Origin of the sequence: Cryobacterium arcticum (assembly GCF_001679725.1) — a bacterium.
Lineage (GTDB): Bacteria > Actinomycetota > Actinomycetes > Actinomycetales > Microbacteriaceae > Cryobacterium > Cryobacterium arcticum_A.
Genome location: NZ_CP016282.1, coordinates 3,206,155 through 3,218,515 on the forward strand (window position 1 = coordinate 3,206,155; position 12,361 = coordinate 3,218,515).

Here is a 12,361-nt window from a genome sequence, read left to right on the forward strand (position 1 = left end):
CGACACGGTCTGCACCTCCTGGGAGGGTCTGGGCGACCCGGTCTGGACCTCCTGGGAGGGTCTGGGCGACCCGGTCTGCACCTCCTGGGAGGGTCTGGGCGACCCGGTCTGGACGTAGTCTGGACGCATGTCTTCTCGCCCCGCCGGCCCTTCGCTCGTTCCCCTGGCCGCCGGAGTGGACGCGGCCCTGGTGCTGCTCTTCGTGCTGATCGGCCGGGCCAGCCACGGCGAAGGCCTCTGGGGAGTACTGCTCACCTGGTGGCCGTTCCTCGCCGGGCTCGCGGTGGGCTGGCTGGTCTCCCGCGCCTGGCGGCACCCGCTCCGCCTCGTCTGGACCGGTGTGATCGTGTGGCTGGTCACCGTCATCGTGGGCATGCTCCTGCGCGTCGCCAGCGGCCAGGGCGTGCAGCTCAGCTTCGTCATCGTCACGGTCATCGTGCTCGGCGTGTTCCTGCTGGGCTGGCGCGCGATCGCGCTGCTCGTGCAGCGTCGGCGCTCCGCGCGCATCGGCTGAGCCGGGGGCGCAACCGGCCGCTCGCGCCATCCGCGCATCTCGTAGCGCCTGCCCCGCGCAGCGCTCAGGCCGGCCGCGCAGCGGCGCTTGCCCTGCGAATCGGCGCTTGCCCCGCGTTCGAGAGTGCCGCCGGGGCCGTTGACCAGTTCCGCGGGTGGGGCGCCGTTTCGCCGGTGGCGTGCCAGGCGCGTACCGGCGCCCGTCCCGCGTAACGCTCGCTCGACAGAACCGAGCAGGCCCTGTGCCCCGCTGCCGGGCTGGGGCACAATGCCCGTGAACGGTCCGCGCCCACCCGGGCGCCCGCCCACGCCGAGGAGCCCAATGAGCACCCTGTCGATCGACCCCAAGACCCTGGCCGAAGAGGCCTATCTCTACCTCTACCCGCTCGTGCTCATGGACGTGACCCGGCAGCAGAGCATCAACACCGCGCCGGGGCGGGTCTTCGGCAGAGGGCCGGCCAACACGTTCGTGCACACCCGCACCTTCCCCACGGCCGAGTTCCGTGACGTGGTGCGGCCCAACTTCGACACGCTCTACTCGATCGCCTGGCTCGATCTCGGGGCGGGGCCGGTCGTGGTGCATGTGCCGGACGCCGCGGACCGGTACTACATGCTGCCGCTGATCGACATGTGGACCGAGGTGTTCGCCAGTCCGGGCAAGCGCACCACCGGTACCGCGGCCGCGGACCTGTTCGTGGCCCCTCCTGGCTGGTCGGGCGAGGTGCCCGCCGGGCAAATCCTCCTCCAGGCGCCCACCCCGTTCGTGTGGGTCGTCGGCCGGTTCCAGACCAACGGCGTCGACGACTACCCCGCGGTGCGCGCCCTGCAAGACCAGCTTTCGCTCACCCTGCCGGATGCGTACGAGCCGTTCCCGCTGGATCCCACGGTGGACTCGACCACCCCGCCGCTGCGCACGGTGGCGCAGATGAGCGGCGTGGAGTTCTTCCGCCGGGCGGCCTCGCTGCTGCGCGCCGTGCCGCCGCATTCCACCGATTTCTCCGTTCTGGCGCGGCTGGCGAATCTCGGCCTGGTGCCCGGTACCCCGTTCGACGGAGACCGGCTCACTGCCGACGCCGTGGCGAAGCTCGAGGCCGGGGTGGCCGAGGCCCGGGCGACCCTGCTCGCCACACTCCCCCTGATGGGACGGCGGGTGAACGGCTGGCTGCTCAACGTGGAGACCATGGGCAACTACGGCAACGACTACCTCAAACGCGCCGTGGTGGCGCTGGTGGGGTTGGGCGCCAACCCGCCGGAGGATGCCGTGTACCCGATCCTGATGGCGGATGCCGACGGTCGGCCGCTCGACGGCGAGAACCGGTACCGGATGCACTTCGAGAAGGCCGAGTTGCCGCCGGTGGAGGCGTTCTGGTCGGTGACGATGTACGACTCCGACGGTTTCCAGACCGCGAACGAGCTCGACCGGTACGCGATCGGCGACCGGGACGACCTGCGGTTCAACGGCGACGGGTCGCTCGACCTGTACCTGCAGCACGACCGCCCGGCGCCGGACCTTGAGGCCAACTGGCTGCCCGCGCCGCTGGGACCGCTCGGCGTCACGATGCGCTTGTACGGGCCGCGCCGGGAGGTGCTCGACGGCGCCTGGGTGCCGCCGGTGGTCACCTGCGAGTCCACCCCATGACGTAACTCCTCCGGGGTGTCCCGTCGTTCTCGGGGACGTCACCATCTCGTCGGTCGAGCTTGTCGAGACCCCGCGTGACGACAGGACAACCCGACCAACGTCCAAGGAACGGCCCACCCGGTTTCGACAAGCTCAACCCCTGATCGGGGAACGTCACCATCTCGTCGGTCGAGCTTGTCGAGACCCCGCGACACGACAAGACAACCGGACCAGCGTCTCAGGAACGGCCCACCAGGTTTCGACAAGCTCAACCGCCGATCGGGAACGCACCACAGGCCGGCCCACCCGGTTTCGACAAGCTCAACCCCTGATCAGGGAACGTCACCATCTCGTCGGTCGAGCTCGTCGAGACCCCGCGACACGACAAGACAACCCGACCAGCGTCCAAGGAACGGCCCATCAGGTTTCGACAAGCTCAACCAACGACGGGGGAACCCACCACAGGACGGCCCACCAGGTTTCGACAAGCTCAACCCCCGATCGGGGGACGTCACCATCTCGTCGGTCGAGCTGGTCGAGACACCGCGTGACGACAGGACAACCCGACCAACGTCCAAGGAACGGCCCACCCGGTTTCGACAAGCTCAACCGACGATCGGGAGCGCACCACAGGACGGCCCACCCGGTTTCGACAAGCTCAACCGCCGATCGGGAGCGCACCACAGGACGGCCCACCCGGTTTCGACAAGCTCAACCGACGATCGGGGACGCGCAGCAGGACGGCGCACGGAGTGGACGGGCCGGACCGGCGACCGGGGCAGGTCAGCGGGCCAGGTCGTCTTCGTCTTCGTCGTCGATGTCGTCGTCGCCGAGTTCGACGAGGCGGTTGTCGGCGTCGTCGCCCCACTCGTCTTCGTCGAGTTCGTTCTCGGCCGTATCGTCCTCGTCGGGAAGCAGGTCGTCGGGGATCTCCAGGTCGTCGACGCTGCGATTATCGTCGAGAGCCTCGGGGTCGTGCGGCCACAGGCCGTCTGAGTCATGGGTCATTGCGAGCCTCCTTCGGACACACGGGTGTACAGCGGGAAACGAAACGGATGCCTGCCACGCCGGACTGCGCGACGTGCCAGTGCGTGACACCGTACCTGCGCCGCCGGTCAGCGGCAAGGGTGCCGGCATCCGATTGGGCAGTTTTTCTGACGCCGCCGGTGCGGCCCCGGATGCGGTCAGCTCACCCGAAAAATCCGCGGCGCTTTGAGAGGAAAAAGTGAGGTTATGAGGACGCGATGGCGCGAAACGTCCTCATAATCGGCCGATGTCCTGATAACCGGTCGTCGCTCAGGCGGGCGGGGCGGACGGGGCTTGGCGCCGGGCCGCGCGGGCCAGGGCGGCTCGGCTGACGAGCACGACCACCAGGGCCACCGCCCCGCCCAGCGCGGTCTCGACGACCCGGTCGACGAGCAGCTCCGAGACCGGGGCCGGGCTGGCCAGGTGCGACACCGAGAGGGCCAGCGGGGTGATGAAGAGCAGGGCGGCACCGTAGTGCCGTCCGATCAGGATCTCGGCCCCGAACTGGCCGATCCCGATGGTGAGGATGAGCACCCAGACCGGCGGCCCGGGCAGCAGAATCAACGCGGTGAGCAGCACCCCGGCGACGGTCCCGAAGATGCGGTGGAACGCCCGTGCGGTGGAGTGCCGGGCGCCGGGTGGCGGCAGCACCGCCACCACGCTCACGACGGCCCAGTACGGATGCCCGATGCCCACGAGGATCGCCAGGCCGCCGGCCACGAGCACGCCCACCAGCATCTGTCCGATCGACAGCCAGACCAGCTTGTCGCGGTACGCCGCCGGGTTGATCCGGGGGTGCCGCGGCAGCTCCTTGAACAGGGCCGCCGACCGGTCGGCCGCCGCCCGGCGCACGGCCCAGCCCGACATCGTCACGATCCACGCGAACGCGGCGCCGACCGCGCCCACGGCCAGGCTCGGCAGTACATCGGCGGGGTCGGTGGGCACCTGCGCGCACACCGTGTACGCGAAGACGAAGAACAGCGGGGTGCCCGGGAACAGGCCGGCCGTGCTGATCAGCAGCACCCCGAGCACGATCACGATCATCAGCCCGAGCGTGAGGAGGGCCAGCGGCGCGCCGAGAGCGGCCATCCCCACCCCGAAAGCGATGCTGCCCAGCATCCCGGCGGCCGCGATGCTCACCGACCGGGCGCGCAGCTTGTACGGCTCGCCACGGCCGAACAGGGCCGTCATACCTCCGAAGGTGGCGTACACCGCCCAGTCGATGCGGCCCAGGAGCACCAGCACGATGAGCGGAACCACCATCGCGAGCGTCGCCCGCACGGCGACCTCGAGGTCGAGGGCGCGGAGCGAGCGCGCCCACTGCCGGAGGGTTTCCGGCCGGGAGGACGCATCCGTCGAATCGTTGTGGTGCGGGGTCGTCACTCGATTTTCTCGATCGGCGCGATCTTGATCAGCAGCTTCTTCGCCCCGGCGGTGTCGAACTGCACGTGCGCGATGCGCTTGGTGCCCTCGCCGGTGACCTGGTTGACCTTGCCGTCGCCGAAGTCCACGTGACGGATGCGATCGCCCGCGTTGAGGGTGAGGTCGCCGTTGTCGCGCACCTGCGCGGTGACCCGGTTGGCCCACTCGGTCTTCGGTTTGGGCGCCGGCGGCAGCTGGCCGGGGGTGCCGGAGCGGCTGCCGAAGCCGCCGCCGTCGCGCCGGGCGTTGAGCGCGCGCGGCTGGGTGCCGCCGCGGGAGTTGGCCATGCCGGGCGACTGCTTCCAGTCGATCAGCGCGGCCGGGATCTCCTGCAGGTACCGGCTGGGCATGGCAACGTTGACCTCGCCGAACTGCGCGCGGGTCATCGCCAGCGACAGGTACAGCCGCTGCCGGGCACGGGTGATGCCCACATAGAACAGGCGGCGTTCCTCGGCGGGTCCGCCGGGCTCGCCGGCCGACATCTGGTGCGGCAGCAGGCCCTCCTCCACGCCGGTGAGGAACACGGCCTCGTATTCGAGGCCCTTGGCGGTGTGCAGCGTCATCAGCGACACGGTGCCCGAGGCGTCGTCGAGGTCGTCGGCGGCGGCGACGAGCGACACCTGGGTGAGGAAGTCGACCAGGCCCGCGTCGGGGTTCTCCCGGTTGAAGTCCTTGGTCTGGGCGACGAGCTCCTCGATGTTCTCCGCACGCACCTCGTCTTGCGCGTCGCGGCTGGCCCGCAGCACGGCGAGCAGGCCGCTGCCGTCGAGCAGGAAGGTGAGCAGGTCGCTGACGTTCGCGGCGCCGGCCGGGTTCTGCGGGTCCATCATCAACGCGGCCGAGTCGAGCAGGGTGGCAAGCTGCAGGATGGCGCCGGTCACCTTGGGGCCGAGGCCCAGGCCGCCGGAGTCGCGCATGGCCTGGCGGAAGGAGATGCCGTTGGTCTCGGCGAAGCTAGCCAGCTGGGTTTCGGTGGCCGGGCCGATGCCGCGCTTGGGGGTGTTCAGGATGCGGCGGAGCGCGAGTTCGTCGAGGGGGTTGGCGACGGCGATGAGGTACGCCAACGCATCCTTGATCTCGGCGCGTTCGTAGAACTTGGTGCCGCCGACGACCCGGTACGGCACCGCGGCGCGCACCAGGATCTCCTCCAGCGCACGGGTCTGCGCGTTGGTGCGGTAGAACACGGCCATGTCCCGGTAGGCCATGCCGGCGCGGTGCAGCACCTCGATCTCGTCGGCCACGAACTGGGCCTCGTCGTGCCCGTTGTACGCGGTGTAGCCCACGATCTTCTCGCCGTCGCCGCCGGCGCTCCAGAGCCGCTTCTCGCGGCGGTCGAAGTTGTTGCCGATCACGGCGTTCGCGGCCGAGAGGATGTTCTGGGTGGAGCGGTAGTTCTGCTCGAGCAGGATCACCTTGGTGCCCGGGAAGTCCCGCTCGAACTCGGTGATGTTACGGCTGGAGGCGCCGCGGAAGGCGTAGATCGACTGGTCGGAGTCGCCCACCACGGTGAGCGAGGCGCCGGGGATCTGCCCGGACGCATCCTGCAGGTTCTTGACGTGCAGGCCCTGGTCCTCCATGTCGTCGGCCAGCTCCGGGTCGACGGGGCGGGTGAGCTCACGCACGAGCGCGTACTGGGCGTGGTTGGTGTCCTGGTATTCGTCGACCAGGATGTGCCGGAACCGGCGCCGGTACAGCGCCGCGACCTTGGGGAAGGCCCGGAACAGGAACACGGTCTCGCCGATCAGGTCGTCGAAGTCGAGGGCACTGGCCGCGCGGAGCCGCCGGGTGTACTGGCGGAAGATCTCGACGAACATGACCTCCTGCGGGTCGCTCATGTTCGCGTTGCGGGCGTAGGAGTCCACATCCGCCAGTTCGTTCTTGAGCTTGGAGATCTTGGAGGCGACGTTGCCGGGCGTGAAGCCGAGGGTGTCGGCGTCAAGCTGCTTGATGATGCGCTTGATGGTGACCTTGGAGTCGGCCGAGTCGTAGATGCTGAAGTTGGTCGACAGGCCCGCGCTCTCGGCCTCGCGGCGCAGGATGCGCACGCAGGAGGAGTGGAAGGTGCTGATCCACATGCCGTCGGAGGCCTGGCCGAGCAGGCCGCGCACGCGTTCGCGCATCTCGGCGGCGGCCTTGTTGGTGAACGTGATCGCGAGGATCTGGCTGGGCCAGGCCTCGCGGCTCTCGATCAGCCCGGCGACCCGGCGGGTGAGCACGCTGGTCTTGCCCGAGCCGGCGCCGGCGACGATGAGCAGGGCCGGGCCGCGGTATTGCACGGCCTCGAGCTGCTGCGGGTTGAGGCCGTCGAACAGCGGGTTCTGCTGCTCATCGCTACCGTGCGCCCCGTCGTGCGGGCCCGCCCGTCCGTCGAGGATGATCGGGGTCGCCGAGGGCCGCGTGGCCGGAGTGTTGGGCAGGTCTGAAGACAAAGTCATGGCCGGTCAATTCTAGGCGCAGCGGCTGACACCGGTGCCGGGCGCGGGTCAGTACTGCGAGAGCGGATGCGGCATCCGGGTGTGCAGGCCGTCCCGCACGAACACCGCCAGGTCGGGGTGGTCGGCGAAGACGCCGTCGATGCCGGTGTCCATGATCGTGCGGAACTCGGCCTGCCAGTTGCCCACGTCGGCCTTGCGGGTGCCCACCCGGTTGCCGGGGGCGAGGAAACGGTTCTCCGGGCGCAGCGTCCAGGTGTAGATCTGCAGGCCGGCGGCATGAGCGGAATCGACCAGGTCGGAGGCGCCGTCCACGACACCGTGCTCATCCGTGTTGAGGATCAGGGACTTGGGCACGCTGATGCCGTCGACCTGGTGGCCGAGCTGGTAGAGCGCGAGGTCGGTGAGGTAGTCGGCGTAGCTGGTGGCGCGGTCGCCGAAGCGGGCCACCAGGTCGGCGGGGGCTCCGGTGGCCTCGAGCAGGAACACCCGGCGGCCGAAGATACCCCTGGCCTGCACCTGGGCCAGCACGGTGCGTTCGAAGCTCTCGATGGTGAGTCTGCCCTCGCCGGTGTTCCAGCCGGCCTCGTTCACCTCGGCGGCGAAGAGTTCGTCCAGCGGCAGGCCGATGGACTCGAAGTAGCTGGCGTGCTTGAGCTCGGCCACGATGCCGAGTTCCCGGTCGAGCGGGGCCTCGGCCAGGTCGACGAGGCGGAACAGGTCACGCAGACGCATGATCGGGAAGAGCCCGTCGAAGCTGGCGCTCATGCCGCGGAGGGCGGGCAGCCGCTCCCTGGCCCGGAGTGTGGTCAGCTCGGCCCAGGTGAAGTCCTCGGTGAACCAGCCGGTGAGGGCGACGCCGTCGATGACCTTCGAGGTTTGTCGGTCGGCGAATTCGGGGTGGGCGGCCACATCCGTCGTGCCGGAGATCTCGTTCTCGTGCCGCAGCACCAGAACCCCGTCCTGCGTGGCCACGATGTCGGGTTCGACGGCGTCGGCGCCGAGGGCGAACGCGAGGCGGTAGGCGGCCTCGGTGTGCTCCGGCCGGTAGCCGCTGGCTCCGCGATGGCCGATCACAAGGGGTTTCATGACACAAGGTTAGCTGCGCGTCGCTGTGGGCTGCGAGAATCTGGAGTTATGACCACTCGGATCGATCCGGCCGCCCGCGTGCGCTGGGGCGACCCCCGGTGGCGGTACGGAATCGGCCTGGTCACGATCGTGCTCGGCGCGGCGGCGACCAACCTCATCAGCACCTACAGCCTGTGGTTCCTGGCTGTCGGTCCGGCCGTGCAGTTGCTCGGCTGGCTGATCCTGCCGGGGGCGTTGTGGCGCCGGCTGCTGGTTCTGCTGCCGTGCCTGGTGGCGGCGCTCGTGCTCGTGGCCGGGCCGGACTTCGCCGGGGCCTTCGCCGTGCTCCTGGGCGGATGGCTGTTCGCCCGGCACCGCCCGGTGCTGAGCTATCTGGCGCTGCTGCCGGTGATCGTGCTGAGCTTCGTGCTCAAGGCGCTGCTGCACGAGTACGGGCAGAACTGGATCGCACTGCTCAGCGGCGCGCTCACCACGGTGGCGTGCGCCTGGCTCGGCTGGGCGCTGATGCTGTGGCGCCGACGGATGCTCGATGCCTGGCGGGCGCGACGGCGGCTGCGGGCGGCGCAGGGTGCATCGGTGCTCGTGGTTGATGCGCCCCCTGTCAACCCTGAGTAGTCTCTCAGCAAACTTCGGGTTGTTCCAGTAGATTTGTTGCACACTCGCGCCGGGTCCCGGCGCACCCGCATCCAGCTGATTGTTAGGCAAAAAACCATGGCAACCTCCAACCCCGCATTCCGAAACGCCGCGTTCGGCGCTCCCGGCGCCGTTGCAACGACCAAGGTGCTTTCCGACAACGACCTGCAGGCGTTGTACAACTCGCCGTCCGCCGGTTCGCAGGACACCGACCGGATGACCTACGAAGACACCATCGGCAAGACCGTGCTGGCGTTCGCCATCCTGCTGGCCGCCGCGGCCACCGCGTGGGTGCTGACCCCGGTTGCCCCGTTCCTGCTGATCCTAGGCGCCATCGGCGGCCTGGTGCTCGGCCTGGTCAACGCCTTCAAGAAGGAGCCGTCGCCGCCCCTGATCCTCGCCTACGCGGCGATGGAGGGCTTGTTCGTCGGTGGCATCTCCCGCGTCTTCGAGCAGATCTACGCAGGCGTCGTCACCCAGGCCGTTCTGGCCACCCTCGTCGTGGTCGGTGTGACCCTCGCGCTGTTCTCCAGCGGCAAGATCCGCGCCTCGAAGAAGGCCACCAAGGTCTTCCTCATCGCGATGGTCGGCTACGCGGTGTTCTCGCTGGTCAACGTCGGCATGATGATCTTCGGCGCCACGGACGGTGCGTTCGGCATGCGCAGCGGCAGCATCGAGATCGCCGGCTTCGAGATCAAGCTGGGCCTGGTCATCGGCATCCTGGCCGTGCTCATGGCCGCGTACTCGCTCGTGCTCGACTTCGACTTCATCCAGAAGGGCGTGAACAACCGCGCCCCGCGCAAGTACGGCTGGAGCGGCGCCTTCGGCATCATGGTCACCGTCGTGTGGCTGTACGTGGAGCTGCTGCGCATCTTCGCGATCGCCCGCGAGTAGCGCACTCGGCGCCCCGCGCCATCCGCCGCAGTCGCGGCATCCGCACCACCCGAGAGGGCCGGCCCACCACGGGCCGGCCCTCTCGTCGTCTCCCGCGCCGGTCAGGTGAATGCGTTCGGCTGGCTCGGGCCTCGGCGAGGCCTACCCAGGCACGCCACCCGCGAACCGGCGCCCCACCCGCGCACCGGCACGCCACCCGCGAAGCGGCGCCCCACCCGCGAAGGGGCGCCTGACCCGCGTACCACCCCGGCCCGCGCCCACATCCCGAGTCACGCGGGCACCGCGCCGCTCCGCTCGTGGCACGCCACCCGCGAACCGGCGCTCCACCCGCGCACCGGCACGCCATCCGCGAAGCGGCACGCCACCCGCGAACCGGCGCCCCACCCGCGCAGCACCCCGGCCCGCGCCCACATCCCGAGTTACGCGGGCACCGCGCCGCACCGCTCGTGGCACGCCACCCGCGAAGCGGCGCCCCACCCGCGCACCTCATCCGCCACCGTGTCCGCCCTGAACGGATGCCCCCGGCCGCCGGCGCGAGGCCACCCCGGCACCGGGGTTAACGACGGAAGCACCCCCGCGCGGGCGGGGGTGCTTCCGGAACAGCTAGCGGAGCGGCGGAACGCCTACTCCCATTCGATGGTCCCCGGCGGCTTCGACGTGACGTCGAGCACCACGCGGTTGACCCCGTCGACCTCGTTGGTGATGCGGTTGGAGATCTTCGCGAGCAGGTCGTACGGCAGGCGGGTCCAGTCGGCGGTCATGGCATCCTCGGAGGAAACCGGACGCAGCACGATCGGGTGCCCGTAAGTGCGACCGTCGCCCTGCACGCCCACGGAGCGCACGTCGGCGAGCAGCACCACGGGGCACTGCCAGATCTCCCGGTCCAGGCCCGCGGCGGTCAGTTCGGCGCGCACGATCGCATCCGCCTGACGCAGCAGGTCGAGACGAGCCTGGGTGACCTCGCCGACGATGCGGATGCCGAGGCCGGGTCCGGGGAACGGCTGGCGCTGCACGATTTCGGCGGGCAGTCCCAGCTCGGCGCCGATCGCGCGCACCTCGTCCTTGAACAGGGCGCGCAGCGGCTCGACGAGCTCGAACTGCAGGTCCTCGGGCAGGCCGCCCACGTTGTGGTGGCTCTTGATGTTGGCGGTGCCGCTGCCGCCGCCGGACTCGACCACGTCGGGGTACAGGGTGCCCTGCACGAGGAAGCGGATCGGGTCGCCGTCGATCTCGGCGGACTCCTTGATGAGCTCGGCCTGCGCCTGCTCGAAGGTGCGGATGAACTCGCGGCCGATGATCTTGCGCTTGGTCTCCGGGTCGCTGACCCCGGCGAGGGCGTTGATGAACTGCTCACGCACATCCACCGTGACCAGGCGGATGCCGGTGGCCTTGACGTAGTCCTCTTCGACCTGGCGGCGCTCGTCCTCGCGCAGCAGGCCGTGGTCGACGAACACGCAGACGAGCTGGTCGCCGATGGCCTTGTGCACGAGGGCTGCCGCGACGGCGGAGTCGACTCCACCGGAGAGGCCGCAGATGACTTTGCCCGTGCCCACCTGGGCCTGGATCAGGGCGACCTGCTCGGCGATGACGTTGCCGCTGTTCCAGTCGGCGGGGATGCCGGCGGCGCGGTGCAGGAAGTTCTCCAGCACGTGCTGGCCGTGCGCGGAGTGCTTGACCTCGGGGTGCCACTGCACGCCGTAGAGCCGGCGCTCGTCGTTGGCGAACGCGGCGACCGGGGTCGACACCGTGGAGGCCAGAACGGTGAAACCGTCGGGGGCCTTCGAGACGGAGTCGCCGTGGCTCATCCACACGGTCTGCTCCACCGGCTGGTCGGCGAGCAGAGCGTTGCTGCTGTCGGCGACGACCACCGGGGTGGAGCCGTACTCGCGCTGGCCGGTGTGCGAGACCTCGCCGCCGAGGGCGGTGGCCATCACCTGGAAGCCATAGCAAATGCCCAGCACCGGAATGCCGAGGTCGAAGATCGCCGGGTCGAAGGTGGGGGCGCCCTCGGCGTAGACGCTGGACGGCCCGCCGGAGAGCACGATGCCGATGGGGTTCTTGGCTGCGACCTCGGCGGCGGTGATCGAGTGCGCCACGATCTCCGAGTACACGGATGCCTCACGCACGCGGCGGGCGATCAGCTGCGCGTACTGCGCACCGAAGTCGACCACGAGCACGGGGCGGCTGATGCCGGAGGCCGTGGGCGCGGTGCCCTCCTCGGTGCCGAGCTGGTTCTCGAGGCCCTCGGCGCCCTCGGCGCCGTCGGCACCCACGACATCCATCGGGTTCACGGCGCTCATGCGTTCGCTCCGGCCTGCACGGCGGGAGTCGGGTGGGCGGCGAGGTAGGCCTTGACCCGCTGGCCGACCTTCACCTCCAGGAAGAAGGACAGGAACGGGATGATGCCTCCCAGGGCGATCAGCAGGAACATGGGGAACGGCCAACGCATGAGGCTCCAGAGGCGGAAGTCGGCGAACAGGTAGAGAACGTAGAACCAGCCGTGCACGATCAGGATCGCGGTGCTCAGGTTGAAGGCCGTCACGGTGTCGCGCGCCACGAGGGCGAGGAAGCCGTTGGGACCTCCGACCTCCAGTTCGTACTGGAAGACGAACTTGAGGATGACCTCGATGCACAAGAGCAGCAGGAACACACCGGTGATGATCGATGAGACCTGGTACAGCTTGAGCGCCCCCGGGATTCTGGGCAGGTCGGCAGGCTTGGGTGCAAGTGGCAT

10 protein-coding genes are annotated in these 12,361 nt (G+C 69.6%); 4 read left to right on the top strand and 6 right to left on the bottom strand.

Features of this window, described 5'->3' with window-relative positions:
• Nucleotides 1–127 precede the first annotated feature (127 nt).
• Complete coding sequence (locus PA27867_RS14530; RefSeq protein WP_066597491.1) at nt 128–514, top strand: DUF3054 domain-containing protein; 387 nt, start codon at nt 128–130, stop codon at nt 512–514.
• A gap of 321 nt (nt 515–835) precedes the next feature.
• On the top strand, nt 836–2,152 hold the full coding sequence (locus PA27867_RS14535; RefSeq protein ID WP_066597493.1) for a DUF1254 domain-containing protein: 1,317 nt from the start codon (nt 836–838) through the stop codon (nt 2,150–2,152).
• Nucleotides 2,153–2,914: 762 nt separating this feature from the next.
• Here the strand turns inward: PA27867_RS14535 and PA27867_RS14540 are convergent.
• From PA27867_RS14540 to PA27867_RS14555, 4 genes are all read right to left on the bottom strand, one after another.
• Nucleotides 2,915–3,139: a hypothetical protein gene (locus tag PA27867_RS14540; protein ID WP_066597496.1), complete on the bottom strand. Its 225-nt coding sequence runs from the start codon at nt 3,137–3,139 to the stop codon at nt 2,915–2,917.
• Between the two features lie 288 nt (nt 3,140–3,427).
• Nucleotides 3,428–4,540: an FUSC family protein gene (locus PA27867_RS14545; RefSeq protein ID WP_236900719.1), complete on the bottom strand. Its 1,113-nt coding sequence runs from the start codon at nt 4,538–4,540 to the stop codon at nt 3,428–3,430.
• Complete coding sequence (locus tag PA27867_RS14550; RefSeq protein ID WP_066597498.1) at nt 4,537–7,014, bottom strand: ATP-dependent helicase; 2,478 nt, start codon at nt 7,012–7,014, stop codon at nt 4,537–4,539. The genes PA27867_RS14545 and PA27867_RS14550 overlap by 4 nt, the downstream gene beginning before the upstream one ends.
• A gap of 48 nt (nt 7,015–7,062) precedes the next feature.
• Complete coding sequence (locus PA27867_RS14555) at nt 7,063–8,100, bottom strand: glycerophosphodiester phosphodiesterase family protein (protein WP_066597502.1); 1,038 nt, start codon at nt 8,098–8,100, stop codon at nt 7,063–7,065.
• Nucleotides 8,101–8,148: 48 nt separating this feature from the next.
• Between PA27867_RS14555 and PA27867_RS14560 the strand changes: the two genes are divergently transcribed.
• Both PA27867_RS14560 and PA27867_RS14565 read left to right on the top strand, forming a co-directional pair.
• The gene (locus PA27867_RS14560) at nt 8,149–8,715 is read left to right on the top strand and encodes a hypothetical protein (protein WP_066597503.1); all 567 of its coding nucleotides are present in this window, start codon (nt 8,149–8,151) and stop codon (nt 8,713–8,715) included.
• 96 nt (nt 8,716–8,811) lie between these two features.
• Nucleotides 8,812–9,627 carry a Bax inhibitor-1/YccA family membrane protein gene (locus tag PA27867_RS14565; RefSeq protein WP_066597504.1) on the top strand — a complete coding sequence of 272 codons (816 nt, stop codon included), beginning with the start codon at nt 8,812–8,814 and terminating at the stop codon, nt 9,625–9,627.
• 623 nt (nt 9,628–10,250) lie between these two features.
• Here the strand turns inward: PA27867_RS14565 and guaA are convergent.
• Nucleotides 10,251–11,927, bottom strand: coding sequence for a glutamine-hydrolyzing GMP synthase (guaA, locus tag PA27867_RS14570; protein ID WP_257783621.1), 1,677 nt, complete (start codon nt 11,925–11,927; stop codon nt 10,251–10,253).
• On the bottom strand, nt 11,924–12,361 hold the full coding sequence (locus tag PA27867_RS14575; protein WP_066597505.1) for a DUF3817 domain-containing protein: 438 nt from the start codon (nt 12,359–12,361) through the stop codon (nt 11,924–11,926). Before PA27867_RS14575 ends, guaA begins: the two co-directional genes overlap by 4 nt.

Excerpts from the sequence above, each read along its gene's own strand:
- PA27867_RS14530 (WP_066597491.1), top strand. The coding sequence starts at position 128 with ATGTCTTCTCGCCCCGCCGGCCCTTCGCTCGTTCCCCTGGCCGCCGGA.
- PA27867_RS14535 (WP_066597493.1), top strand. The coding sequence starts at position 836 with ATGAGCACCCTGTCGATCGACCCCAAGACCCTGGCCGAAGAGGCCTAT.
- PA27867_RS14540 (WP_066597496.1), bottom strand. The coding sequence starts at position 3,139 with ATGACCCATGACTCAGACGGCCTGTGGCCGCACGACCCCGAGGCTCTC.
- PA27867_RS14550 (WP_066597498.1), bottom strand. The coding sequence starts at position 7,014 with ATGACTTTGTCTTCAGACCTGCCCAACACTCCGGCCACGCGGCCCTCG.
- PA27867_RS14555 (WP_066597502.1), bottom strand. The coding sequence starts at position 8,100 with ATGAAACCCCTTGTGATCGGCCATCGCGGAGCCAGCGGCTACCGGCCG.
- PA27867_RS14560 (WP_066597503.1), top strand. The coding sequence starts at position 8,149 with ATGACCACTCGGATCGATCCGGCCGCCCGCGTGCGCTGGGGCGACCCC.
- PA27867_RS14565 (WP_066597504.1), top strand. The coding sequence starts at position 8,812 with ATGGCAACCTCCAACCCCGCATTCCGAAACGCCGCGTTCGGCGCTCCC.
- guaA (WP_257783621.1), bottom strand. The coding sequence starts at position 11,927 with ATGAGCGCCGTGAACCCGATGGATGTCGTGGGTGCCGACGGCGCCGAG.
- PA27867_RS14575 (WP_066597505.1), bottom strand. The coding sequence starts at position 12,361 with ATGCCACTTGCACCCAAGCCTGCCGACCTGCCCAGAATCCCGGGGGCG.